26 protein-coding genes and 1 tRNA gene are annotated in these 25485 nt (G+C 64.6%); 4 read left to right on the top strand and 23 right to left on the bottom strand.

From position 1 onward, the window contains the following. Nucleotides 1-989, top strand: a 989-nt coding sequence (locus tag WA983_RS10050; RefSeq protein WP_424311989.1) for an alpha-hydroxy acid oxidase, incomplete at its 5' end; no start/stop codon positions are given. A 65-nt stretch (nucleotides 990-1054) separates the two neighbouring features. On the opposite strand, the gene WA983_RS10045 is transcribed toward WA983_RS10050, so the two are convergent. The 18 genes from WA983_RS10045 to WA983_RS09960 all read right to left on the bottom strand — a co-directional run bounded on the left by WA983_RS10045 (nucleotide 1055) and on the right by WA983_RS09960 (nucleotide 18804). Next, complete coding sequence (locus WA983_RS10045; protein WP_424311990.1) at nucleotides 1055-1381, bottom strand: DUF2818 family protein; 327 nt, start codon at nucleotides 1379-1381, stop codon at nucleotides 1055-1057. 253 nt (nucleotides 1382-1634) lie between these two features. Beyond that, nucleotides 1635-3119, bottom strand: a complete 1485-nt coding sequence (gene nuoN, locus WA983_RS10040) for an NADH-quinone oxidoreductase subunit NuoN (protein WP_424249680.1) — start codon at nucleotides 3117-3119, stop codon at nucleotides 1635-1637. Nucleotides 3120-3131: 12 nt separating this feature from the next. Then, the gene (locus tag WA983_RS10035; RefSeq protein ID WP_424249682.1) at nucleotides 3132-4619 is read right to left on the bottom strand and encodes an NADH-quinone oxidoreductase subunit M; all 1488 of its coding nucleotides are present in this window, start codon (nucleotides 4617-4619) and stop codon (nucleotides 3132-3134) included. A gap of 11 nt (nucleotides 4620-4630) precedes the next feature. Beyond that, on the bottom strand, nucleotides 4631-6688 hold the full coding sequence (gene nuoL / locus WA983_RS10030; protein ID WP_424249684.1) for an NADH-quinone oxidoreductase subunit L: 2058 nt from the start codon (nucleotides 6686-6688) through the stop codon (nucleotides 4631-4633). 7 nt (nucleotides 6689-6695) lie between these two features. Then, on the bottom strand, nucleotides 6696-7004 hold the full coding sequence (gene nuoK / locus WA983_RS10025) for an NADH-quinone oxidoreductase subunit NuoK (protein WP_424311988.1): 309 nt from the start codon (nucleotides 7002-7004) through the stop codon (nucleotides 6696-6698). Continuing rightward, the gene (locus WA983_RS10020; protein ID WP_424249687.1) at nucleotides 7001-7627 is read right to left on the bottom strand and encodes an NADH-quinone oxidoreductase subunit J; all 627 of its coding nucleotides are present in this window, start codon (nucleotides 7625-7627) and stop codon (nucleotides 7001-7003) included. The genes nuoK and WA983_RS10020 overlap by 4 nt, the downstream gene beginning before the upstream one ends. Nucleotides 7628-7644: 17 nt before the next feature. After that, entirely contained in the window at nucleotides 7645-8133 is a 489-nt protein-coding gene (nuoI, locus tag WA983_RS10015) for an NADH-quinone oxidoreductase subunit NuoI (RefSeq protein ID WP_376812728.1), read from the bottom strand. A gap of 10 nt (nucleotides 8134-8143) precedes the next feature. Further along, nucleotides 8144-9217, bottom strand: a complete 1074-nt coding sequence (gene nuoH, locus WA983_RS10010) for an NADH-quinone oxidoreductase subunit NuoH (protein WP_424249689.1) — start codon at nucleotides 9215-9217, stop codon at nucleotides 8144-8146. Continuing rightward, the gene (nuoG, locus tag WA983_RS10005) at nucleotides 9217-11547 is read right to left on the bottom strand and encodes an NADH-quinone oxidoreductase subunit NuoG (protein ID WP_424311987.1); all 2331 of its coding nucleotides are present in this window, start codon (nucleotides 11545-11547) and stop codon (nucleotides 9217-9219) included. The genes nuoH and nuoG overlap by 1 nt, the downstream gene beginning before the upstream one ends. A 14-nt stretch (nucleotides 11548-11561) precedes the next feature. Then, a complete protein-coding gene (gene nuoF / locus WA983_RS10000) occupies nucleotides 11562-12929 on the bottom strand; it encodes an NADH-quinone oxidoreductase subunit NuoF (protein WP_424249692.1) in 1368 nt (455 codons plus the stop codon). Beyond that, on the bottom strand, nucleotides 12926-13411 hold the full coding sequence (nuoE, locus tag WA983_RS09995) for an NADH-quinone oxidoreductase subunit NuoE (RefSeq protein WP_424249693.1): 486 nt from the start codon (nucleotides 13409-13411) through the stop codon (nucleotides 12926-12928). Before nuoE ends, nuoF begins: the two co-directional genes overlap by 4 nt. A gap of 28 nt (nucleotides 13412-13439) precedes the next feature. Beyond that, nucleotides 13440-14693, bottom strand: a complete 1254-nt coding sequence (locus tag WA983_RS09990; RefSeq protein WP_424249695.1) for an NADH-quinone oxidoreductase subunit D — start codon at nucleotides 14691-14693, stop codon at nucleotides 13440-13442. Between the two features lies 1 nt (nucleotide 14694). Then, a complete protein-coding gene (locus WA983_RS09985; protein WP_278736380.1) occupies nucleotides 14695-15306 on the bottom strand; it encodes an NADH-quinone oxidoreductase subunit C in 612 nt (203 codons plus the stop codon). A gap of 28 nt (nucleotides 15307-15334) precedes the next feature. After that, a complete protein-coding gene (locus tag WA983_RS09980) occupies nucleotides 15335-15811 on the bottom strand; it encodes a NuoB/complex I 20 kDa subunit family protein (RefSeq protein ID WP_043680684.1) in 477 nt (158 codons plus the stop codon). Between the two features lie 12 nt (nucleotides 15812-15823). Next, nucleotides 15824-16183: an NADH-quinone oxidoreductase subunit A gene (locus WA983_RS09975; RefSeq protein ID WP_278736381.1), complete on the bottom strand. Its 360-nt coding sequence runs from the start codon at nucleotides 16181-16183 to the stop codon at nucleotides 15824-15826. A 372-nt stretch (nucleotides 16184-16555) separates the two neighbouring features. Beyond that, nucleotides 16556-16810, bottom strand: coding sequence for a BrnA antitoxin family protein (locus WA983_RS09970; RefSeq protein WP_278736382.1), 255 nt, complete (start codon nucleotides 16808-16810; stop codon nucleotides 16556-16558). Further along, a complete protein-coding gene (locus WA983_RS09965; protein ID WP_424311986.1) occupies nucleotides 16788-17081 on the bottom strand; it encodes a BrnT family toxin in 294 nt (97 codons plus the stop codon). Before WA983_RS09965 ends, WA983_RS09970 begins: the two co-directional genes overlap by 23 nt. A 538-nt stretch (nucleotides 17082-17619) precedes the next feature. Then, a complete protein-coding gene (locus WA983_RS09960; protein WP_424249699.1) occupies nucleotides 17620-18804 on the bottom strand; it encodes a porin in 1185 nt (394 codons plus the stop codon). 320 nt (nucleotides 18805-19124) lie between these two features. Here WA983_RS09960 and WA983_RS09955 point away from each other — a divergent pair, with 320 nt between their 5' ends. Both WA983_RS09955 and WA983_RS09950 read left to right on the top strand, forming a co-directional pair. Further along, entirely contained in the window at nucleotides 19125-20285 is a 1161-nt protein-coding gene (locus tag WA983_RS09955; protein WP_424311985.1) for an alpha-hydroxy acid oxidase, read from the top strand. After that, a complete protein-coding gene (locus WA983_RS09950) occupies nucleotides 20279-21508 on the top strand; it encodes a nucleoside recognition domain-containing protein (protein ID WP_424311984.1) in 1230 nt (409 codons plus the stop codon). Before WA983_RS09955 ends, WA983_RS09950 begins: the two co-directional genes overlap by 7 nt. Nucleotides 21509-21529: 21 nt before the next feature. Here the strand turns inward: WA983_RS09950 and WA983_RS09945 are convergent, their stop codons facing one another. The 3 genes from WA983_RS09945 to WA983_RS09935 form a co-directional block, all read right to left on the bottom strand. Beyond that, complete coding sequence (locus WA983_RS09945) at nucleotides 21530-21850, bottom strand: helix-turn-helix domain-containing protein (RefSeq protein WP_424248865.1); 321 nt, start codon at nucleotides 21848-21850, stop codon at nucleotides 21530-21532. Beyond that, nucleotides 21847-22212, bottom strand: a complete 366-nt coding sequence (locus WA983_RS09940; protein ID WP_424248863.1) for a type II toxin-antitoxin system RelE/ParE family toxin — start codon at nucleotides 22210-22212, stop codon at nucleotides 21847-21849. Before WA983_RS09940 ends, WA983_RS09945 begins: the two co-directional genes overlap by 4 nt. A gap of 124 nt (nucleotides 22213-22336) precedes the next feature. Beyond that, complete coding sequence (locus tag WA983_RS09935) at nucleotides 22337-23257, bottom strand: ATP adenylyltransferase family protein (RefSeq protein ID WP_424311983.1); 921 nt, start codon at nucleotides 23255-23257, stop codon at nucleotides 22337-22339. Nucleotides 23258-23399: 142 nt separating this feature from the next. On the opposite strand from WA983_RS09935, the gene WA983_RS09930 reads away from it, so the two are divergent. Then, a complete protein-coding gene (locus WA983_RS09930; protein ID WP_424311982.1) occupies nucleotides 23400-23930 on the top strand; it encodes a hypothetical protein in 531 nt (176 codons plus the stop codon). Between the two features lie 6 nt (nucleotides 23931-23936). Here the strand turns inward: WA983_RS09930 and WA983_RS09925 are convergent, their stop codons facing one another. Further along, nucleotides 23937-25115, bottom strand: a complete 1179-nt coding sequence (locus WA983_RS09925) for a YbfB/YjiJ family MFS transporter (RefSeq protein WP_424249041.1) — start codon at nucleotides 25113-25115, stop codon at nucleotides 23937-23939. A gap of 93 nt (nucleotides 25116-25208) precedes the next feature. Next, a tRNA-Ser gene (locus WA983_RS09920) sits at nucleotides 25209-25301 on the bottom strand. Between the last annotated feature and the right edge of the window lie 184 nt (nucleotides 25302-25485).

Below are 25485 nucleotides of genomic sequence, written 5' to 3'. Positions count from 1 at the left end.
CCCGCGCCAATCTCGACGCCTGGCCGGCCCTGCGGCTGCGCGGCCGCGTGCTGCGGCCGCTGGCCGGCGCCCATACCCGCATCGAATTGCACGGCCAGACCCTGGCGCACCCGATCCTGATCGCCCCCACCGCCTGGCACGGCCTGGTCCACCCGGACGGCGAAACCGCCACCGCGCTGGCGGCTGCGGCCACCGGCACGCCTTATGTGCTCAGCGCCCAGTCCGGCACGGCCATTGAAACCCTGGCCGCCCTGCCCGAGCCTCCCCCTCTGTGGTTCCAGCTCTACGCCCAGACCCGCCGCGAGGACACGCTGGCGCTGGCAGGCCGCGCCCTGCGGGCCGGTGCCCGCGCCCTGGTGCTGACCGTGGATGCGCCCGTGAACGGCGTGCGCAACGTCGAGCAGCGCGGCGGTTTCCGCCGGCCCGACATGATCCGCTCCGTGCATCTGGACGGTCTGTCGCCGCCAACTACGCGGACAGCGCCGCCCGGCGGCAGCCCCCTGTTCGACAGCGGCCTGCTGGACGCCGCGCCCACCTGGGACGACGTGACCTGGCTGCGGACATATCTGCCTGCCGGCACACCCCTGTGGCTCAAGGGCATTCTGGACCCGGAGGACGCGCGCCTGGCCCTGGCGCACGGGATCGACGGCCTGATCGTCTCCAACCACGGAGGCCGCTGCCTGGACACCCTGCCCTCCACCTGCGAAGCCCTGCCGGCCATCGCGCGGGCCGTGGCGGACCGCATCCCCATCCTGGCGGACGGCGGCATCCGGCGCGGGACGGACATCCTCAAAGCGCTGGCGCTGGGCGCCCGGGGCGTGCTGATCGGCCGGCCCGCGCTGCACGCCCTGGCGGTCGGCGGCGCACCCGCCCTGGCGCACCTGATCCAGGTGCTGCGCGGGGAACTGGAAGTGGCGATGGCCCTGACGGGCTGCCGCACGCTGGCCGACGTGGACGCGGACGTGCTGTGGACGCCCGGGGCGTCATGAATCCAAGGACAGGAAAAGAAGCGGCGCCCGGACGGGGCGCCAAACGCAATCAACCCGTCGGCTGATCAGCGCCGTCGGCGCAACATATAGCGCCAGACGAACCCTGGATAGCCCAGCACCAGAAACAGGGCCAGGGTCACGGCATAGAATTCCCAGCGCTGGGGAAAGGCATTGCCCAGGTTCAGTTCCAGGGCGAAGCCCAGGGTGCCGACCAGCACATAGCCGATCAGGACTTCCAGCAGGCGGTCAAAGAAGGACTTGACGTGCCCGACACCGCGCGGCGCACCGGCTGAGACCGCACCCGCGGCAGCCGTGCCCGAAGCAGTCCGGCGCCAGCCCGGCAGCGCCAGCAGCGCCCCGGCGACCAGCAGGCTCACCAGCAGCTTCAGCAAGAACAGCACCGTCGTCGCGCCGCCGCCGGCGAAAGCCCCACCCACCAGATTCAGCGTGCCCCATGACCACAGGGCCAGCGCTGCCAGAAAGACTAGGCCCAGGCCCCAACGCACCAGACCGGGCTGCGCGTCGCCCGCCGCCCAAGGCCAGGGTGCCAACCGCCGTTCCAGCAGGAACGGCAGATTGGCCATGACCAAGGCGCAGAGAATGACGATCCAGGCCGCCGCCGTCAGGGACATGCGAACAACCCGTTCAGAAGGACAGGGACTGGCGGATGACGTCCACGCACAGGGACATCAGACCGCCCGGCAGGATCCCCAGGCCGATCACCAGCAGGCCGTTCAGGGACATCACGCCGCGCGTGGCCAGCGTACCGGCGCCCAGCGTGACGCTGTCCTCGGGCTCGTCGAAGTAGGCCGTCTTGACCACACGCAGATAGTAGAAGGCACCGATCAGCGAGCACATCACCGCGAACACGGCCAGCCAGACATGACCGGCGCTGACCACGGCCTGCAGCACGACCAGTTTGGCGTAGAAGCCCGCCAGCGGAGGAATGCCCGCCAGAGAGAACATGGACAGCAGCAGCACGCCGGCCAGCAGCGGGTTGCGGTGGTTCAGCCCCTTGAGGTCGGAGATTTCCTCGCACTCGAAACCCTGACGCGACAGCAGCAGGATCAGACCGAAGGTGGACAGCGTGGTCAGCACGTAGATGACCACATAGAACAGCGAGGAGCCGTAGGCTGCGGCGCTGGCGCCGGCCTGGCCTTCGTACACGCCGGACATCAGGCCCAGGAACACGAAGCCCATCTGGCCGATGGTCGAATAGGCCAGCATGCGCTTGAAGTTGGTCTGGGCGATGGCGACGATATTGCCGATGGCCAGCGACAGCACGGCCAGGATCAGCAGCATCGGCTGCCAGTCCACTGCGATGCCGTGCAGGGCTTCGATCAGCAGACGCAGCGTAATGACCAGGGCGGCGAACTTCGGGGCCGAACCCACCAGCAGCGTGACCGTGGTCGGCGCGCCCTGGTAGACGTCGGGCGTCCACATGTGGAAAGGCGCGGCCGTCATCTTGAAGGCCAGACCCGAGACGATGAACACCACGCCGAACACCAGCGGCAAGCGATCGGCACCGCCGTCACGGATCACCTGAGCGATCTCGGTCAGGCCCAGATGGCCGGTGGCGCCGTAGATCATGGACATGCCGTACAGCAAAATGCCAGAAGCCAGACAGCCTAGCACGTAGTATTTCATCGCGGCTTCGGTGGAAGCCAGATGATCGCGGCGCAGGGCCACCAGACCATACAGGGCGAAGGACATCAGTTCCACGCCCAGGTACACCGTCAACATGCTGCCGGCCGAGATCATCACGAACACGCCCAGCAGGGTCAGCAGCGTCAGGGAATACATGTCGCCGCCACGCGCCACCATGTCACGCTTTTCAGCGTAGGCACGGCCGTAGATCAGTGTCACGCCCACCGTGATGGCCGACAGGATCTTCAGGAAATGGCCCAGCGGATCAGCCACGTACAGACCGCTGAAGGTACGGCCCTGCATGGCCTCGCCCCACTGCCCCCAGGACACCAGGATGACCACCAGCAGCGTACCCATGGTCAGCATGAAAGTCATGCGCCGCGAGGGCTCGTTGCCGAAAGCGTCGATCAGCAGCACCGCCCCGGTCAGCACCAGCAGAACGATCTCGGGTGTCGCCAGCGCGAAGTCGAAAAGATTTTGCATAGTGGTTCAGGCCTACAGTTTCGAGAGGGACACGTGCTGCAGCAAGGCTTGCACCGAGGGATGCATCAGGTCCGTGAAGGGCTTCGGATAGATGCCCATGAACAGCGTCAGGATGGCCAGCAGGCCCAGGATCAGGAATTCGCGGCTGCACAGGTCGGACATGCCGTCCACCTGTTCGTTGGCCACGGGGCCGAAGGCCACGCGCTTGACCATCCACAGCGAATAACCCGCGCCCCAGATCAGGGCCGTGGCGGCCAGCAGGCCGATCCAGAAGTCGTACTGCACCGCACCCAGGATCACGGTGAATTCACCGATGAAGCCGCTGGTGCCCGGCAGGCCCGCGTTGGCCATGGAAAACAGCACGAAAAACGTGACGAAACGCGGCATGCGGTGCACCACCCCGCCGTAGGCGTCGATGCGCCGCGTGTGCAGGCGGTCGTACATGACGCCGATGCACATGAACATGGCACCCGACACGAAACCGTGCGAAATCATCTGGACGATGGCGCCTTCCAGGCCGGTGACGTTGAACACGAAAAAGCCCAGGGTCACGAAGCCCATGTGCGCCACGGACGAATACGCCACGAGCTTTTTCATGTCGTCCTGGACGATGGCGACCAGGCCGATGTAGATCACCGCGATCAGCGACAGCGCGATCATCAGGCCGGCCAGGCTGTGCGAGGCATCCGGGGCGATCGGCAGCGAAAAGCGCAGGAAACCGTAGGCGCCCAGCTTCAGCATGATGGCCGCCAGCACGATGGAGCCACCCGTGGGCGCCTCGACGTGAGCGTCGGGCAGCCAGGTGTGCACCGGCCACATCGGCACCTTGACCGCGAAGGCCGCCAGCAGCGCCACGAAGATGAAGATCTGTTCGGTATAGCTCAGGGGCAGCTTGTGCCAGGTCGCCACATCGAAGGACCCGCCCGAGGCGTGCCACAGATAGATGAAGGCGATCAGGGTCAACAGCGAACCCATCAGCGTATACAGGAAGAACTTGAAGGCCGCGTACACGCGGTTCGGACCGCCCCAGGCGCCGATGATGATGTACATCGGAATCAGGGTGGCCTCGAAGAACACGTAGAACAGCATGCCGTCCAGGGCGCAGAACACCCCGATCATCAGACCCGACAGAATCAGGAACGCGGCCATGTACTGAGCTACGCGCGACTTGATGATTTCCCAGCCGGCCAGCACCACGATGATGGTGATGAAGGCCGTCAGCAGCACGAACCACACCGAGATGCCGTCGATCCCCAGGTGATAGTTGAGGTTGAAGGTCTCGATCCAGGACGTCTTTTCGACGAACTGCATGTCGGCCGTATCCGGGTTGAAGCCGGTGTACAGGGGAATGGTCACCAGCAGCCCGACGATGGAGCCGACCAGCGAAAGCACCCGGGCCGGGCCCGGATTGTCGTCCCGGCCGATCAGCAGCACCAGCAGCCCGAAGAAGATCGGGACGAAGATCGAGAGGGTCAGCCAGGGGAGTGTAGAGGACGCCATTTCGCTAGCCATCAGTGAACCATCAAGACGAAGAAAGTGAGAAACACCATGATGCCGATGATCATGGCGAAGGCGTAGTGATAGATGTAGCCGGACTGCAGCAGGCGGGCCGTGGCGGCCGTGGCCCCCACCAGCCGCGCGCTGCCGTTGACGATCAGGCCGTCGATGATGCTGCGGTCGCCACCCTGCCACAGGCCGCGCCCCAGGGCGCGGGTCAGACGGGCGATGACGTTTTCATTGAACCAGTCGAAGTAGTACTTGTTGTCGAGCAGGCGATAGATCGGCGCCAGGCTGCGCGCGAACGCCGCAGGCACCGACGGGTTCACCAGCCAGCAGTACCAGGAGACCACGAAGCCGGCCACCAGCAGCAGGAACGGCACCGTCATGAAACCGTGCAAGCCGAAGGCCACCCAGCCGTGCCATTCGCGGGCCAGTTCAGCCATGGCCGGATGATGGGACGCAATCGTGATGCTCTTGGCGAAATAGCCGTTGAACAGCAGCGGATCGATGAACCAGACCCCTGCCACCACCGACATCACCGCCAGCAGCACCAGCGGCAACGTCACCACCCAGGGCGATTCCTTGGGCAGGCCGCCGCCGTGATGCCCGTCATGGCCGTGGGCATCGTGACCATGCGCGTCGTGGCCGGCCAGCGTGCGGCCTTCGTCATGATGGACGTGCGCCGGGCCGTGCTTCAGGTCGAAGCGTTCCTTGCCGTGGAAGACCAGGAAGTACAGGCGGAAGGAATACAGCGAGGTCACGAACACGCCGCACAGCGTCGCGTAGTAGGCGAAGTTCGCCCCCCAGACGCCGGCCGCGCCGGCGGCCTCGATGATGTGTTCCTTGGAATAGAAGCCCGAGAAGAACGGCGTGCCCACCAGGGCCAGCGTGCCGATCAGCATGGTGATCCAGGTGATCGGCATGTACTTGCGCAGGCCGCCCATGTTGCGCATGTCCTGGTCGTGATGCATGCCCAGGATGACCGAACCCGCGCCCAGGAACAGCAGCGCCTTGAAGAAGGCGTGCGTCATCAGGTGGAAGATCGCCACCGGGTAGGCCGAGGCGCCCAGCGCCACCGTCATGTAGCCCAGTTGCGACAACGTGGAATAAGCCACCACGCGCTTGATGTCGTTCTGCACCACCCCGAGGATGCCCAGAAACAGCGCGCCGAAGGCGCCGATCACGATGATGACCGACAGCGCCGTGGGCGACATCTCGAACACGGGCGAGAAGCGGGCGACCATGAAGATCCCGGCCGTCACCATGGTGGCGGCGTGGATCAGGGCGGAAATCGGCGTCGGGCCTTCCATGGAATCGGGCAGCCAGACGTGCAGCGGAGCCTGGGCGGATTTACCCATGGCACCCACGAACAGCGTCAGGCTGACCACGGTCAGCAGATGCCATTCGGTGCCCGGGAACAACAGGCCGGACAGCTTGTCGACCTGGGCGAAGACCTCGGCGTAGTTCAGGCTGCCGGTGTAGGCATACAGCAGGCCGATCCCCAGCACGAAGCCGAAGTCGCCCACGCGGTTCACCATGAAGGCCTTCAGGTTGGCGAACACTGCGGTCGGACGGCCATAGTAGAAACCGATCAGCAGGTAGGACACCAGGCCCACGGCTTCCCAGCCGAAGAACAGTTGCAGCATGTTGTTCGCCATCACCAGCATCAGCATGGAGAAGGTGAACAGCGAGATGTAGGAGAAGAAGCGCTGATAGCCCGGATCGTCGGACATGTAGCCGATGGTGTAGATATGCACCATCAGTGACACCGAGGTCACCACCACCATCATCAGCGCCGTCAGCGGATCGATCAGGAAGCCGATCTCGAACTTGACCGAACCGATCATGGACCAGGTGTAGACCGTGCCTTCGAAGGTCTGGCCGTCCAGCACCTGCTGCAGCACCAGCAGCGAGCCGACGAAGGACACCGCCACCCCCAGGATGGTCAGCAGATGCGAACCGCGGCGTCCCAGCCAGGAGCCGAGAAAGCCTGTGCCGAAGAAACCGGCGATCACGGCAGTGACCAGCGGCGCCAGGGCGATCAGGAGATACAGATTCTGTGCGGACATGGCGTGACTACCCCTTCAGCGAGTCGAGCTTGTCGACGTTGATGGTGCTGAGATTGCGGAACAGCAACACCAGGATGGCCAGCCCGATGGCGGCTTCGGCGGCGGCCACGGTCAGCACGAAGAACACGAAGATCTGTCCGGCCGGGTCGCCCGATCCGATGGAAAAGGCGACGAAGTTCATATTGGCTGCCAGCAGGATCAGTTCGATCGACATCAGCAGCACGATCAGGTTGCGGCGGTTCAGGAAGAAGCCGAACACGCCCACGGCGAACAGGATCGCTCCGACGATCAGGTAATGGCTCAGGCCTATGGTCATTTTTCGGCTCCTTCGGATTGCACGTCGGGCGTCTCGACCTGTGCGGGCATGCTCACCAGGCGCACCCGGTCGGCGGCACGCACGCGCACCTGCTTGCTCGGGTTGGTGCGCTTGTAGTCGGCGCGCTTGCGCATGGTCAGGGCAATCGCGCAAATCATGCCCACCAGCAGCACCACCCCGCCGATTTCGACGGCGTAGGCGTACTGGGTATACATTGCGGTGCCCAGGGCCAGGGTGTTGTCGAAATCATCGGCCGGAGTCGGCAGCGCCGGGGCGTTGCCCCAGGAACGCATCACCACGAAGGCCATTTCCAGCACCATGATCCCGCCGATGGTCAGGCCCAGCGGCAGGTAGACCTTCAGGCCCTGCTTCAGGCCCTCGGTACGCATGTCGAGCATCATGACGACGAACAGGAACAGCACCATCACGGCGCCGACGTAGACGATCACCAGCACCAGCGCCAGGAATTCGGCCTGGAGCAGCATCCACATCATGGATGCGGTGAAGAAGGTCAGGATCAGGTGCAGCACCCCGGTCACGGGGCTGGTGGCCGTGATGACGCGGAACGCCGCCACGACCAGCACGATGGCCAGCAGGTAGAACAGAACGGTATCGAAACTCATGGTCGGTGTTCCCGGCATCAACGATAAGGCGCGTCGGCGGCGCGGCGAGCCGCGATTTCCGACTCGTAGCGGTCGCCCACGGCCAGCAACATGTCCTTGGTGTAGTACAGGTCGCCGCGCTTTTCACCGTGGTATTCGTGCAGGTGCGTCTCCACGATGGCGTCCGTGGGACAGGCTTCTTCGCAGAAACCGCAGAAGATGCACTTGGCCAGATCGATGTCGTAGCGCGTGGTGCGGCGCGTGCCGTCCTCGCGCTGGTGCGACTCGATCGTGATGGCCAGGGCCGGGCAGACTGCTTCGCACAGCTTGCAGGCAATGCAGCGTTCTTCGCCGTTGGCATATCGACGCTGCGCGTGCAGGCCGCGGAACCGCGGCGAGGCCGGCGTCTTTTCCACCGGATAACGCAGCGTGATCTTGCGTTTGAAGAAGTATTTGCCCGTCAGGCGCATGCCTTCGAGCATTTCCTTCAGCATCAGACTGCCGAAGAAATCCTTGATCGCTTCCATCTCGTACCCCTTACTGCCAGATGTTCCAGGGCGTCTGCATCCAGATCGCCACCACCACCAGCCAGATCCCCGTCAGGGGGATGAAGACCTTCCAGCCCAGACGCATGATCTGGTCGTAGCGGTAGCGCGGGAACGTCGCGCGAAACCAGATGAACATGGACACCACCACGAAAGTCTTGATCCCCAGCCACAGCCAGCCCGGCACCCAGGTGAAGGGCGCGAAGTCCAGCGGCGCGGCCCAGCCGCCCAGGAACATGATCGCAGCCATCGCCGACAGCAGAATCATGTTGGCGTATTCGCCCAGGAAGAACAGCGCGAAGCCCATGCCGGAATATTCCACCATGTGGCCGGCCACGATTTCCGATTCGCCTTCCACCACGTCGAAGGGGTGGCGATTGGTTTCCGCCACCGAGGACACGACGTAGATCACGAACAGCGGCAGCAGCGGCAGCCAGTTCCAGGACAGGAAGTTCAGACCCATGCCGGCAAAGTAGCCGACGGTCTGGCCCTCGACGATGCCCGACAGGTTCAGCGTGCCGGAAACCAGCAGCACCGTGACCATGACGAAGCCGATGCCCAGTTCATAGGACACCATCTGCGCCGAGGCGCGCAGCGCGCCCAGCAGGGCGTATTTCGAGTTCGACGCCCAGCCGGCCATGATGACGCCGTAGACTTCGACCGAGGTGATGGCCAGGATGAACAGCAGACCCGCGTTGATGTCGGCCAGGACGACTTCGGGCTGAAACGGAATCACCGCCCAGGCGGCCAGCGCCGGCATCAGCGTCACCACCGGGGCCAGCACGTACAAGACGCGGTTGGCCTGGGACGGAACGATCAGTTCCTTGGTCAGCAGCTTGAACACGTCGGCGAAGGGCTGCAGCAGACCCCGGTAACCCACACGGGTGGGTCCCAGGCGCACGTGCATGGCGCCGATCATCTTGCGTTCCCAGTACGTCAGATACGCCACGCACAGAATGATGGGCACGGCGATGACGACGATCTTCACCAGTGTCCAGACCAGCAGCCAGGGGGTCTCGCCGATCAGGTCGACGCCGAAGGCGTTGAGGGTGTTCAACCAGTCCATTAGCGACGCTCCACCTGGATTGCGCCCGAGCCCATGCCCAAGGCGGCGGTCTGTTCAAAGGCCCCGGCGATGCGCACGGCCCCGTCGGCCACCGTGTCGTCCAGGGCGGCCTCCAGTTCGGCCGAGCCGTGGACCGTGGACACGCGCACGGCGTCCCCGTCCGACAGGCCCTGCGCCTGCAGCGTGGCGGCGTTCATCGCCGCGCGCGGCGGCGCGGAACTGATGTGCTCTTGCAGCGGCTGCGAACGGCGCACCAGCGCATCGGTGCGGTAGATGGGCAGTTCGGCGACGCGTTCCAGGCCGGCGGCCGCGGCGGTTGCGGCCGGCGCCAGACGGATCTCGTTGGACAGGCGGCCGTCCAGCCCCCCGACCATCACGGTGTCGCGCACCGATTCGGAAGTCTCGTCATCGAAGCCCTGCAGGTCCATCAGATTGCCCAGCACGCGCAGGACCTTCCAGGCCGGGCGGGTATCGCCCACCGGGGCGGCCACGCCCTTGAAGCTCTGCACGCGGCCTTCGGCGTTGACGAAAGTGCCGGAGGTTTCCGTGAAGGGCGCGATCGGCAGCATCACGTCGGCCCAGTCCTCGGCCGCCGAGCGGAAGGCCGTGAAAGCCACCGCCATGGCCGAACCCTGCAGTGCGCGCACGGCGCGCTCGCCCAGTTCGCTGTCCAGGCGCGGTTCGGCGTGCAGCACCAGATAGGCCTTGAGGGGCTCGCCGCCCAGCATGCGCCGGGCATCCAGGCCGCCATCGGCCGGCACGGCGCCCGCCAGGTAGCCGCCCACGGTGTTGCCGCCGGGGGTCAGGAAACCAAAGCGACCGCCCGCCAGATTGGCGATGGTCTGGGCATTGGCGGCCAGTTGCGCAGCCTGATCGTCGGCCAGAGCCAGATTGCCCATCAGCACCGCCACCCGCTCGCCCGAGGCGAGGCTGGCGGCAATGGCGCGCGCGGACTCGCCCGGCTGAACGCCGGACAGGCCTTCGGGCGCAGGCTGGGATTTGAACTCGGCCAGCGCCACAGCGACCTCGGCCAGCGCCGACACCAGGGCCGAGGGCTTGACCGTCAAACGGCCGGCGACCGGCACCAGAGGATCGGCGGCGACGCTGTCCACCAGGGACAGTTGCATGCCGCGCTTGGCCGCCTGACGCAGGCGCTGCGCCAGCAACGGATGATCCTTGCGCAGGAAGGAGCCCACCACCAGGGTGCGGTCCAGGGTATTCAGGTCGGCGATCGGCAGGCCCAGCCAGGGCGCGCCCGAACGCACGGCGTCAAAAGCCGCGCCGTCGCCGCGCAGGCGGAAGTCGATGTTGTCCGAACCCAGGGCGCGCGTCAGACGCGCCAGCAGAGCCAGTTCTTCGAGTGTGGCGGTCTCGGTGGCCAGCGCGCCGATCTGGGCGCTGCCGCCGTCCTCGCGCACCTGCTTCAGGCCGGTGACCACGGACTGCAGTGCGTCGGACCAGGAGGCCTCGTGCCACTGGCCGTCGCAGCCGCGCACCATCGGGTGCTGCAGGCGGTCTTCGGAGTACAGGCCGGCGTAGGAGAAGCGATCACGATCGCTGATCCAGCATTCGTTGACCGGCTCGTTTTCAAACGGCACCACGCGCAGCACGCGGTCCATCTTGGTCTGCACCACCAGGTTGGCCCCCACGCTGTCGTGCGGGCTGACCGAGCGGCGCCGGGCCAGTTCCCAGGTGCGGGCGTTCATGCTGAAGGGCTTGGACAGCAACGCGCCCACCGGGCAGACATCGATCATGTTGCCCGACAGTTCGGATTCCACGGCCTCGCCCACAAACGTGGTGATTTCGGAGAACTCGCCCCGGTTCAGCATGCCGAGTTCCATATAGCCGCTGATTTCCTGGCCCACGCGCACGCAGCGCGTGCAGTGGATGCAACGCTGCATCTGCTCGGCCGAAATCAGCGGACCCATGGACTTGTGGAAGACCACGCGCTTGGGTTCCTTGTAGCGCGAGGCCGATTCGCCGTAGCCCACGGCCAGATCCTGCAACTGGCATTCACCGCCCTGGTCGCAGACCGGGCAGTCCAGCGGGTGGTTGATCAGCAGGAATTCCATCACCGCGCGCTGGGCGTCGATGGCCTTGGGCGAGCGGGTATGCACCACCATGCCGTTGGTGACCGGCGTCGCACAGGCCGGCATGGCCTTGGGGGCCTTTTCGACCTCGACCAGGCACATGCGGCAGTTGGCGGCAATGCTGAGTTTCTTGTGATAGCAGAAATGGGGGATGTACAGGCCCACCGCGTGGGCGGCCTGGATGACCATGCTGCCTTCTGCGGCTTCGACCTTAAGTCCGTCGATGGTGAGTTCTACCATGGCGTGTCCTGACCCTACAGATACTTGGCAACCACGCAGTCCTTATGGTCCACGTGGTGCACGAATTCGTCGCGGAAATGCTTGATGAAGCTGCGCACGGGCATGGCGGCCGCATCGGCCAGGGCGCAAATCGTGCGCCCCATCATGTTGTGCGCTACGGAATCCAGGGTGTCGATGTCCTCCATCGTGCCCTGGCCGTGTTCCATGCGGTTCATCATGCGGTACAGCCAGCCCGTGCCCTCGCGGCAGGGCGTGCATTGGCCGCAGGATTCCTCGAAGTAGAAATACGACAGACGCATCAGCGACTTGACCATGCAGCGGGTCTCGTCCATGACGATGACCGCGCCCGAACCCAGCATGGAGCCGGCCTTGGCGATGGAGTCATAGTCCATATTGGTCTGCATCATGATGTCGGCCGGCACCACGGGCGACGAGGATCCGCCGGGGATCACGGCCTTCAGCTTGCGCCCGCCGCGCATCCCGCCCGCCAGTTCCAGCAGCGTGGCAAACGGCGTACCCAGCGGGATTTCGTAGTTGCCGGGGCGTTCGACGTCGCCCGAGATCGAGAAGATCTTGGTGCCGCCCGCCTTTTCGACCCCGGCCTCGGCATAGGCTTGCGAACCCAGGCGGATCACCCAGGGCACGGCCGCGAAGGTTTCCGTGTTGTTGATCGTGGTGGGCTTGCCGTACAGACCGAAGCTGGCCGGGAACGGCGGCTTGAAGCGCGGCTGGCCTTTTTTGCCTTCCAGGGATTCCAGCAGCGCGGTTTCTTCGCCGCAGATGTAGGCGCCAAAACCATGGTGCGAGTGCAACTGGAAGCTGAAGCCCGAACCCAGGATGTTCTCGCCCAGGAAGCCGGCCTCGCGGGCTTCTTCCAGGGCTTGTTCAAAGCGCTGGTGGATCTGGAAAATCTCGCCGTGGATGTAGTTGTAGCCCACCGACGCGCCCATCGCGAAACCGCCGATGATCATGCCTTCGATCACGGCGTGCGGGTTGTAGCGCAGGATGTCGCGGTCCTTGAAGGTACCGGGCTCGCCCTCGTCCGAGTTGCAGACGACGTATTTCTGGCCGGGGATGTTGCGCGGCATGAAGGACCACTTCAGGCCCGTCGGAAAGCCTGCGCCGCCTCGGCCGCGCAGGTTCGACGCCTTCAGTTCGGCGATCACGTCGTCGGCCGTCATGCCCGACAGGACTTTTTTCAGGGCTTCGTAGCCGCCGCGCGCCATGTAGTCGCGGATGCCCCAGTTATGCCCGTCCAGATCGGCCAGGATCTGCGGCTGGATGTGGCGGCCGTGGAAAATCATGCTGCGGGCGGGATCGCCGCCCAGATCGGGCGCGAGGGCGTCCGTGGAGAATTTCTGCAGTACGTCCAGGGCGCTCATGCGGATTCCTTCAGTTCACCGATCAGGGCGTCGATCTTTTCCGGCTGCATGCGGCAGCACATGTGCGTGCCGTTGGCCAGCATCACGGGCGCGTCACCACAGGCACCCATGCATTCACCCTCGACCAGGGTGAACAGGCCGTCCGGCGTGGTTTCGTGAAAATCGATACCCAGCGTGCGCTTGAGGTGCGCGGCCGCCTCTGTGCCGCCCTGGAGCGCACAGGGCAGATTGGTGCAGATGGACAGCGTGTAGCGCCCCACCGGCCTGGTGTTGTACATGTTGTAGAAAGTGGCGACTTCCTGGACGGCGACCGGCGGCATGCCCAGGTAGGCGGCCACGTCGCGGATCACGTCCGGCGACACCCAGCCTTGCTCGCCCTGAGCGATCGTCAGCGCAGCCATCACGGCGGACTGCTTCTGGTCCGCCGGATACTTGGCGATTTCCCGGTCGATGTTCCGGTAGGCTTGTTCGGAAAGCAACATAATCAGATTCCCTGTGATGTCCGAGCGGCTAGCGATCGATCTCGCCGAACACGATGTCCTGGGTCCCGATGATGGTGACCACGTCGGAGATCATGTGGCCCTTGGACATTTCTTCCAGCGCGTGCAAGTGGGCGAAGCCCGGTGCGCGGATCTTCATGCGGTAGGGCTTGTTGGCCCCGTCGGACACCAGATAGATGCCGAACTCGCCCTTGGGGTGTTCGACGGCGGCATAGGCCTCGCCTTCGGGGACGTGCATGCCCTCGGTGAAGAGCTTGAAGTGGTGGATCAGGTCTTCCATGCCCGTCTTCATGCGTTCGCGCGCGGGCGGGGCGACCTTGTGGTTGCCGGTGATGACCGGGCCGGAATTGTTGCGCAGCCATTCCACGCACTGGCGGATGATGCGGTTGGATTCGCGCATTTCCGCGATGCGGCAGAGATAGCGGTCGTAGCTGTCGCCGTTCACGCCCACGGGAATGTCGAATTCGACGCGATCGTAGACTTCGTAGGGCTGGTGCTTGCGCAGATCCCATTCGATGCCGGAGCCGCGCAGCATCGGGCCGGTGAAGCCCAGCGCCAGTGCGCGTTCGGGCGACACCACGCCGACGTCCACCAGACGCTGCTTCCAGATGCGGTTGTCCGTCAGCAGGACTTCGTATTCGTCCACACAGGCCGGGAAGCGGTTGGTGAAGTCCTCGATGAAGTCCAGCAGCGAGCCCGAACGCGCCTCGTTCATGGCGCGCACTTCCTTGTCGGAGCGGTACTTGGAGCCCTTGAACTGCGGCATGCTGTCGGGCAGGTCGCGGTACACCCCGCCCGGACGATAGTAGGCCGCGTGCATGCGCGCACCGGAGACTGCCTCGTAGCAGTCCATCAGGTCTTCGCGCTCGCGGAAGGCGTACAGGAACACCGCCATAGCGCCCACGTCCAGGGCGTGCGAACCCAGCGACATCAGGTGGTTCAGGATGCGCGTGATCTCGTCGAACATGACGCGGATGTACTGCGCGCGCAGCGGAATCTGGATGCCCAGCAGCTTTTCCACCGCCATGCAGTAGGCGTGCTCGTTGCTCATCATGGACACGTAGTCCAGACGATCCATATAGGGCAGCGTCTGCAGGTAGGTGCGGGTTTCCGCCAGTTTTTCAGTGGCGCGGTGCAGCAGCCCGATGTGCGGGTCGGCGCGCTGGACGACTTCGCCGTCCAGTTCGAGCACCAGGCGCAACACCCCGTGGGCGGCCGGGTGCTGCGGGCCGAAGTTCAGGTTGTAGTTCTGGATTTCTGCCATGTCAGTACCGTTCTATGCCGTAGTGGTCTTCGCGCACGATGCGCGGGGTGACCTCGCGCGGCTCGATCGTGACGGGTTGATAGACGACGCGCTTCTGCTCAGGGTCGTAGCGCATTTCCACGTGCCCGGAAATCGGGAAGTCCTTGCGGAACGGATGGCCGATGAAGCCGTAGTCCGTCAGGATGCGGCGCAGGTCGGGGTGGCCTTCGAAGACGATGCCGTACAGGTCGAAGGCCTCGCGTTCGTACCAGTTGACCGAGGGCCAGATGTCCACCAGCGAGGCGATCACCGGGAAGGCATCGTCCGGCGTATAGGCCCGCACCCGCAGGCGCCAGTTGTGCGTCACCGACAGCAGGTGGATCACCACGGCGAAACGCTGGGGATGCGCGTCACCGGCGTCGTAGGTAGGCGCCTTCCAGGCGGAATAATCGATCCCGCAAAGGTCCATGCAGGTTTCGAAGCGCAGGCTGGCGTGGTCGCGCAGCACGCGACAGGTTTCCACCCAGGCGTCCGCAGGCACCCGCAGCGTCAGTTCGCCGCGATCCTCGGTCAGTTCAGCCGAGTCCCCCAGGACCGCGCGCAGATTCGTGTCTAAAGTCTGTAGCCGTGTCATAGCGTGTGTATCAACGGTTGGACGGCGCCTAGCGGGCGATGGTGTTGGTCAGGCGGATCTTGTTCTGCATCTGCAGCAGGCCGTAGACCAGGGCTTCTGCCGTGGGCGGGCAGCCCGGCACGTAGACGTCCACCGGCACGATACGGTCACAGCCGCGCACCACGGAATAGGAATAGTGGTAGTAGCCGCCGCCGTTGGCGCACGACCCCATCGAAACCACCCAGCGGGGTTCGGGCATCTGGTCGTAGACCTTGCGCAGCGCAGGGGCCATCTTGTTGCACAGCGTGCCGGCCACGATCATCAGGTCGGACTGACGCGGGCTGGGACGGAAAATGATCCCGAACTGGTCCAGGTCGTAGCGCGCCGCGCCGGCGTGCATCATCTCGACCGCGCAACAGGCCAGGCCAAACGTCATGGGCCACAGCGAGCCCGTCTTTGCCCAGTTCAGGAACTTGTCCGCACTGGTGGTGATGAAACCTTTGTCCATGACACCTTCGATAGCCATATGAACCCCCGTTTATTCCCAGTCCAGCGCGCCGCGCCGCCACTCGTAGATGAAACCGACCGTCAGCACGCCCAGGAAGATGGCGACCGTCCAGAAACCGACCATGCCCACCGTGCCATTGGCCATGGCCCAGGGGAACAGGAAGGCGATTTCCAGGTCGAACATGATGAACAAGATGGCCACGAGGTAGTAGCGCACGTCGAATTTCATGCGCGAATCGCCAAAGGTCTCGAAGCCGCACTCGTAGGCCGAGAGCTTTTCGGGATCCGGCACGTTCCGTCCCAGCAGGCGGCCCGCACCCAGCAGGGCCGCGCCGATCAGCGTAGCGACGATGATGAAAAGCAGCACGGGAAAGTACTGTGCCAGATTCATGGATGGCCCCTGTTCCAAAAGATCAAACCACGGGATTGTAGCATTTCGACAAGCCCGATCGCCGGGAAAACCCGCAGTGGAAACATATTCGAGATCAAGGAAATCTCTGAATCAGTCGGGCGGAAAGCGAGCGCTGCGGATCGGGATGGGATGCAAGGCGCGAACCGCAGCCATAGCCGTCGCTATGGCAAGGATGAGCAACGCCGCAGACCGCCCGAGACCGCAGATGCACGCGGCGCGAGGACTTGTTCAGAGGTTTCCAAGGATTCAGAAGATCACGAGAACCCTTTCAAGCGCCTGAAAAGACGCATCCCGCCGGGCGAGATGGAGCGATGAAGGCCGACGGCGCGGATACGCTGCGTGATCAACGGCCTACGAATGCTGATGCCGCATGACGTCCGCTTCCAACAACATGCGTACGTAGCGGGTATAGGGGATGCCTCTGGCCTTCGCCCGAGCCTTGACCGCATCGAGCAGCGTGGCGGGCAGGCGCATGTTCAGTGAGGCGGACTTGGGTTCGAGTTCGAAATGCATGGGTTTGAACTGCGAAAAATCCAGATCGGACAGGTCCTGATCGAGAAAAGCCTCTGCAGCCTGATCAGACTCAAATCGAGGAACTTTCTTCATAGCGGCTTGCCTCCCGGGCATGCATGTAGCGGGCGCTGATGGGACGGATGACAAGCACGCCACCCCGCAGCCTGAGCGCAAAAGCCACGAACATCGGTCGCCCCTGAAGACTGCGTCCCACCGCAATGTAACGCGGCTCTCGCTGCAAATGTCGCACGTCAGGCGCCAGCCGCGCCGACTCGAACATATGCTCAATCGATTCCCGAGACACACCATGCCGGCCACATTTCGGCCAGTTTCCGGCATCCCATTCAAAGCTCGCGATCTTCATGTCAGCTTACGCCTTTGTGTAGACAAAAGCAAAACAAACCCAGCGAGGGCCAGAAGCTTCATGATGACCGGCTTGCAAGCCAGCCGACACCCCGCACAACTACGGTTGGCTAGAAATGTCCTTCCTGAACGCGACGACTACGGATGTGTGTGCAGTATGCGAAAAAGCCTGCCGCGCTTTGGACGCGGCAGGCTTTTCGGCCTGATGCTGCAGCCTGACACGGCAATGGCCGAGTCTTAAGAAGGATGCAGTGCGGTGTTATCGAGGAAGACCTGGCCGTCGAGATGTCCGGGTAATTGCCCTGATCAGCCTGTGCGATGCCCGCACAGGCAAGGCCCAGGGACAAGACAGCGATAGAGGCAGCGGCAAGAGTTTTCATGACAATGACCGCGTAGAGTGTCCGCCGCGCCGGGCACAGACGCAAGAAGGCCACCCGAGGGTGGCCTTCTTGTTGCCGGGGACCGAAGCCCCCGGCGGCGTTCGTGACAGCCCGGCAAGCCGGGCTGCATCGCAAGCGTAGACAAGCTACGCGAGACGATTAGAACTTGTGGTTGATACCCACGCCCGCTTCGGTACCCTTCAGGTCCTTCACGTAACCGACGTTCTTCATGTAAGAAGCGTAGGTGTACAGGCTGGTGCGCTTGGACAGGGGGTACACGTAGTTCAGCTGGTAGGCGCTGATGCTGCCGGCGTCGCTGCCCAGCTTGCTGTCGTCGTCCAGGTTGGACGTGGAGTAGTTCCAGCCGCCGTACAGAGTGCCGCCACCGATCGGGGCGCTCAGGCCCACATGGTAGTTGTTCGACTTGAAATCGTCGAACAGGACAGACGTGTCGGCCAGACCCGTACCACCGACGAAGCCGCCAGCAGCACCGTTCCAACCGATCTTGCCGTGACGATCCTGGCCGTAGGCCAGCGCCAGCTTCACGACTTCAAAGTCGTAGGAGCCGCTGAGGACCCAGGAAGTAGCAGCCGAGCGGTCAGCCGCAACAGGCGGAACGAGCGACGAGAGGTTCTGCCCGTACTGGCTTTGACGGTCGTAGCTGGCGCCGACACCGATCGGGCCGTTGGTGTACGAAGCACCGATAGACACGCGGGCACCGCGGTCGGCGGTGGTAATGTTGCCATTGCGGCCAACAGTCGTGTTGCCGCCGGCGGCGTTGGCGTCATCACCCGTGCCGTACATCAGGATGGCCTTGAAGCCGGACAGATCGGGCGTCACGTACTTGAAGGAGTTTTCGACGCGGGTGCCTTCGCCCAGGCCGACGGCGCCGAAGACCTTGTCGGCGTCACCCAGGTTCACGCCGTTGGGGCCCTGGAAGACTTCCGTGCCGGCGGAGTACTGGCGGCCCATCGTGAAGGTACCCCAGCTGTCGCTGGACAGACCGACGAAGGACTGGCGGTTGAAGCCGCTGTGGGCAGCGCCACCGCTACCACCCAGGTTGACGTGGGCTTCCAGTTGGAAGATGGCGCGCAGGCCGTCGCCCAGGTCTTCGGCACCCTTCAGACCCCAACGGCTGCCGTTGAAGGTACCGTCGCGCAGGCCCGAGGAACGAGCGCGGATGTCATTATTCACACCGGCGCGGTTGGTGTGGTTGTACTTATAGTTCTGGTAGCCGTAGCCGGTATCCAGGATGCCGTACAGCGTCACGGACGTTTCCGCTTGAGCAACACCGGCGGTGGCGAAACCAGCCAGCAGAGCGGCGGCGAGCAGAGTCTTTTTCATGTAAGAAATCTCCGTAGATTTGTGTGAATCAGAGCAGGCCAACAACAACCTGTGCCGCTGCTCTTCCAACTCCGCGATGGGAAGTTGTAGACATTGCATCAAAAATCCGGAGCGAACGCCATGTTGAGCGCGACAAACCCGCCAGTTTCCCGGGAAGTCGTTGCATGTTCACAACATCGCGCCCCATCCCTTCGGCCAAGATCGGGAATTACCCTAGAGTTGTATCCGAACGTCGTAGCCGGACACGGAGATCGGATTCAAACTGAGGACGTCGTATCATCGCCTCCATCACAGCAACCCCAATCTTCCGTAGGCCACCCTTGCCCGCCCTGAACAAGATCACCTGTGTCGAGGACTTCCGACGCGTCGCGCGGCGCCGCGTGCCGCGCATGTTCTACGACTACATGGACTCGGGCTCCTGGACCGAATCCACCTACCGCGCCAACGAGGCCGATCTGCAGGCGTTGAAATTCCGCCAGCGGGTGGCGGTGGACATCGCCCGACGCAGCCTGCGCGCGCGCCTGCTGGGCGAGGACGTGACGATGCCGCTGGCCCTGGCGCCGACTGGACTGACAGGCATGCAGCGCGCCGACGGCGAGATCCTGGCCGCCCGGGCGGCGGAGCGCTACGGCGTGCCGTTCACGCTGTCGACCATGAGCATCTGCTCGATCGAGGACGTAGCCGCCCGTACCAGCCGGCCATTCTGGTTCCAGCTCTACGTGATGCGCGACCGGGAGTTCATCGGCCGGCTGATCGACCGCGCCCGCGCGGCACGCTGCTCGGCCCTGATGGTGACGCTGGACCTGCAGGTGATGGGACAGCGGCACAAGGACATCAAGAACGGCCTGTCCACACCGCCGCGCCCGACGCTGGCCAATCTGGCGAACCTGGCGCTCAAGCCGCACTGGTGCCTGGAGATGCTGCGCACGCCCCGGCGCACGTTCGGCAACATCGTCGGTCACGCCAAGGGCGTGGCGGACATGCGTTCCCTGGCATCCTGGACGGCGGAACAATTCGACGCCACGCTGAACTGGGGCGATCTGGCCTGGATCAAGGAACGCTGGGGCGGCAAGCTGATCGTGAAGGGCATCCTGGACGCGCAGGACGCCCGCCATGCGGTGGACGCCGGCGCGGACGCGCTGGTGGTCTCGAACCACGGCGGGCGCCAACTGGACGGCGCGCCTTCGTCGATCGCCGCCCTGCCCGCCATCGCCCATGCGGTGGGCGACCGCATCGAGGTGCTGATGGACGGCGGCGTGCGCAGCGGCCAGGACACGCTGCGCGCCCTGGCGCTGGGCGCGCGCGGCGTGCTGGTGGGCCGCGCGTTCCTGTACGCGCTGGCCGCCTACGGCGAAGCCGGGGTGCAGCGCTGCCTGGAACTGATGGCCAACGAACTGGACGTGACCATGGCCTTCTGCGGGCGCACGCGGGTTCAGGACGTCGACCGGCGGGTGCTGGTGAATCCGGAAACCGCATGCTGAACATCCTCTGGCTCGGGTTCTTTCTGGTCGCGGCGGCCGCCGCGCTGTTCCAATGGCTCGTCCTGGGTGATCCGGGCGTGTTCGCGCGCCTGATCGCCAGCCTGTTCGACATGGCGGACCTGTCGGTCAAGCTGATGTTGCTGCTGTTCGGCACGCTGACGTTGTGGATGGGCTTCTTGAAGATCGCCGAATCGGCCGGTCTGGTGGCCGGGCTGGCGCGGCTGCTGGGGCCGCTGTTCCGCCGCCTGATGCCGGAGGTGCCGGCCGGGCATCCGGCCCTGGGCCTGATCACGCTGAACTTCGCCGCCAACGCGCTGGGGCTGGACAATGCCGCCACGCCGATCGGGCTGCGGGCCATGCACGCGCTGCAGACGCTGAACCCGGAACCGAAATCCGCCAGCAATGCGCAAATCCTGTTCCTGGTGCTGAACGCCTCGTCGCTGACGCTGCTGCCGGTGACGATCTTCATGTACCGCGCGCAACAGGGTGCCGCCGACCCGACGCTGGTGTTTTTGCCGATTCTGCTGGCGACATCGGCCTCGACCTTGACGGGTTTGCTGGCGGTGGCCTTCATGCAGCGGCTGCGGCTGCATGATCCCGTGGTGCTGGCCTGGCTGGGCAGCGGCGCGCTGCTGCTGGGCGGCTTCATGGCGCTGCTGGCCTCCATGAGCGCCGCCGCCGTGGCGGCCCTGTCCTCGCTGCTGGGCAATCTGGCGCTGTTCGGTATCCTGATCGCCTTCCTGATCGCCGGGGCCTGGAAGCGCATCCCCGTCTACGAAAGCTTCATCGAGGGCGCCAAGGACGGTTTCGACGTCTGCAAGGGGCTGCTGCCCTATCTGGTCGCCATGCTGTGCGCGGTCGGGGTGCTGCGCGCCTCCGGTGCGCTGGACGTGCTGCTGGACGGCATCCGCTGGCTGGTGCACGCGGGCGGCCTGGACGCACGTTTCGTCGACGCCCTGCCCACCGCGCTAGTCAAGCCCTTTTCCGGCAGCGCGGCGCGCGCGCTGATGATCGAGACCATGCAGCACTTCGGACCGGACAGCTTCCCCGCCCTGCTGGCCGCCACCCTCCAGGGCAGCACCGAGACGACCTTCTACGTCCTGGCGGTGTATTTCGGCGCCGTCGGCATCCAGCGCGCACGCTACGCCGTGGGCTGCGCCTTGCTGGCGGACCTGGCGGGCGTGCTGGCCTCGATCGGGGTGTGCTATTGGTTTTTTGCGTGAAGCAAGCGGGCCAATTCAGGCTCAGGCAGCCACCGTAATTCCTGGCGCGTGTGCGCGTCGCGCCGGTCGCACGACGATCTCTACACGCTGATCCAGCGACACCAGCGCCTGCATCAGCCGTTCCAGAGAGATGTTCTGGAGCTTATATCGACGAATCTGAGAAACCTTGGGCTGGGTCATGCCGGTGATTGCCGCCACGTCCATCTGGTTCAGACCACGCTGGTCGATCAAGGCATTGAGCTTGAGAGCAAGCGCCGCCTTGGCGGTCAATTCCTCGGCATCGTCAAACCCGAGGTCCAGCAACACGTTATCCGTGCCTTGGGGAAGATCGTTGAAACTCATGATGTCCTCTCGCCCGTTCCATAACGAGCCAATGCCGCCTTCAGGCGCTTTCTGATCAAATCCACATCAGGCTGCGGCGTAGCGATACCCGATTTGGATTTCTTCTGAAACGCGTGCAACACATGCACTGCATCGCCCAGTCGAACGGTATAGACCGCCCTGAAAGCATCACCCCGATAGGCCTCTACCAATTCGTATACCCCCGGCCCCAGGCCCGTCCAGGGCTTCACGGAATCCGGCACCCCGCCCAACTGAGCGATGAACAGCGCCACACCCATGTCCTTTTGGACGTCCAGAGGAAAGGCCTTGAAATCCTTCTTCGAGGATCCTTCCCAGTACAAGAGTTTGCGACGCTGGCACATAATTATATCCGTTCGGATATAGATATCCAGAGGTGGAAACCTACATCCTGGATACAGTGTCAGCCTTGCGCCAGATCGGAAATCCCACAAGGGACGGAAAGATCCTACCCAGCACACTCCGAACTCAGCCCGGCACCCCGACACTGACCAAAGCCTGCAGCGGACCGGCCGTGCGGATGGCGTCGATCTGGGCCGGATCGCGCACGTAGATCGTGCCGCCGAAGGACAGGGCGTTCAGGGAGACGCCCTGGAAATGTTCCTGGCTGCGCGGCAGCACCAGCATCCAGCCATCGCCCACCAGCATATTGCAGGGCGGCAGCAGGCCGTCTGCGCCGGGGCGCAGGTCGAGCGCGGCGCAGGCCTGACCGAACGCGATCAGCATGGCGCGGGCGCTGGCCTGTGCATCGGCACCCAGGCCGGCGTCCACGCGCACGAAGCAGTGGGCCAGGCCCAGCGCGGGATGGCGGACGACGGTGCCCTGCGCCTGACCGGCCGGCAGGCCGGCCCCCAGCGCGCGCAGCGAGGCGTTGCCCGGCGCATCGGGAATCCATTGGACGTGCTTGTGCCGCTGGCTGGCGCCCGCGGCGGCTCCGCCGTTATAAAAGCCCAGGCCGCCCTGAGCCGACAGCACAAAGGCCAGGGCCTGAAAATCAATGGCTTCCAGTGGCGAAAGCTGCTCGGCGTACGTACGCCGGGCCAGCACCAGATGGTGCAGGCACACGGGAAATTTATTGAGAATGGCCGCGTGATGATCCCCGATCGGCCCCACGAGCAAGGCGGGATCGGGCTTCAGGAAGGGATTGAAGTTCGGGTCGCGCGGCCCGCCCGGCAGCGTGACGGCGTCCTGGCCCGAGGATACAGGCTGCCCTGCCGTGACACCCGGCTTCGCCGCGTCCTTGGCTGCCAGGGCGGCCACCCAGCGGACGATGAAGGGCAGGCCCTGATCCTCGATCACGACCTGTTCGGCCTCGATGGGCTGCAGATCGCCGGAAGCGATGGCCCGATCGCTGCACGACCGCACGGCATCCATGAAGTTAGAATGCATATTTCTCCCCCGCATGGGCGGATCCGGTTCCGCCGGTCGCGCCGACGGGCTCGGCACCCAGACGGCAAATTCCTTCCGATTGTAGGAGATCGTCGTCAAAGATGCCTGATCGGGGGATGAAAACCGCATATGGAGGCGTTTCATGTTTTCCCGCTCATACACGCGCACCCTCACCCGAGGCGCCCTGGCAGCGGGCGCAGGCCTCTGGCTGGCGGGCTGCGCCAGCATCACGGCCACCCCGCCGGGCACGCCGCTGGCCCAGGTGACGGCGCAGTTCGGCGCGCCGACGCTGCAATGCGTCGACCGCCAGGGCCACGACCGCGCCGTCTGGTCCCGCCAGCCGCTCGGGCAATACGCCTGGGGTGCCACGGTGGACGCCCAGGGCCGCGTCCAGAAGGTCGAACCCATTCTGACGGACGAGCACTTCCAGATCCTGAAGCAAGGCACGTGGACGGCGAACCAGGTGCGCTGCGAGTTCGGCCCGCCCGCCATCATCGACACGGCCGGCCTGCCCAATGTGCGCCAGATCGTCTGGAGCTACCGCTACAAGCAGGACCATGTCTGGAACTCGCTGATGTACGTGTTCATGGGGCCCGCAGGCGACCAGGTGACGAAATTCCATCCGGGTCCGGACCCGATGTACATCTACGATGACAGCTTCCCGAGACGCTAAGCCGTCTCAGGCCAGCGGTTTCTGCCAGGCGGCCAGCACACTGGCCACGAGCAGCACGGCGGCCGACACGGCCAGCCCGAAGGACAGCGAGCCGGCCAGGTCACTGATCCATCCGCAGGCCGCCGGACCGATCGTCTGGCCGATGGCGAACAGGCTGGTGGCGACCGCCATGGCATTGCCCCAGGCCGGCTGCGCCAGATTGCTCTTGACGAAGCCGGTCACCCCGGATGGCACCATGAAGACGCTGCTGCCCACCAGCATCGCGGACAGCCAGATGCCCGCCAGATTGGGCAGGACCAGGGGCAGCCCCGCGCCCGCCGTCAACACGAGCAGGGCGGCCCCCATGGGCAGACCGTCCCGGCGCCCGTTGAACAGCCTTGCCCAGAGCACCGGCGCCAGCAAGGTCGCCACGCCCAGCAGCCCCCACATCACGGAAGTGATCATGGCCAGGTGAGTCGCGTCGGCCGTGTGTTGCCGCACCCAGGCCACCATGAAGGTCATATAGGCGATATAGCCCAGTCCGAAAATAAAATAGGCGCTCAGCATCGGCAGGCAGGATCGCCACGGCCACCGGGCGCTGGCGCGCGCGGACGAGGGCTCGGCAATGGTCGCTGCAGCACGGATCGCAGCGACGGCGCACGGCAGACAGATGATTCCCATGGCGATCCACGCCACTGGCCAGGCGACCGCCCCCTGCCATTCAAACAGCCACGGCAAGGCCGCGCCCGTCAGCAACATGCCCAGGCCGCCCCCGCTGAAAAAAATCACGATGGCGCGCGTGCCCAACACACCCGCCAGCACACCTCCGCAGATGAAGGCCCCCGCCCCGCCGAAGCCGGCCGCAAACCGGTAGACACTGAGCCAGAAGAAGTCCTGCGTCAGCCCGCTGGCCAGCACCGAGAGCGTCGTCAGGACCATGCCGCCCATGAACAGACGCCGGTTGCCCAGCCGCGCGACGAAGTGGATGGTCAGCAGAGAGCCCAGCAGATAGCCGAGCGCATTCACGGTATTGAGCCAGCCCGACTGCGCGTAGTTCAGGTGCAGGTCCGAGCGCATCGCCGGCAGGATCAGGGCGTAGCCAAAGCGCGCGAAACCCACGGCGACCGCCGATCCGCCGGACAAGGCCCAGGCCAGAGCGCCCGGATTCATGGTGGCAGCGACATCGGCACCGGATGGACGCGCCATGAGGGCTCCCGGATCAGGTTGAGGAATGAAATATCCAGCACATCATACAGAAACAAAAAAGCCCTTGATCAACAAGGGCTTCAATGTAATCACTGGCGGAGACGGAGGGATTCGAACCCTCGATGCGGGTATAAGCCGCATGCTCCCTTAGCAGGGGAGTACCTTCAACCACTCGGCCACGTCTCCAGCAAGACCGGCATTCTAGCACAGGAAGCGGCGACGCCGGCAAGCCGGCGCAGCGGCGTGTTGGTGCAACGTGAGAATGTCCGGTCTGTGCAAAGTAGAAATGTCCGCTTCAATGGGGAGAACCACACGACCGAGGCGGGCAGGGACGATGATCACGATGAGCCAGAAGGAAGTGAGCCGACTG

The organism is Castellaniella sp. (assembly GCF_049650445.1).
Taxonomy (GTDB): Bacteria; Pseudomonadota; Gammaproteobacteria; order Burkholderiales; family Burkholderiaceae_B; genus Castellaniella.
Note: the sequence above shows the minus strand (reverse complement) of the source record. Positions and strands in the feature narration are given on the sequence as shown.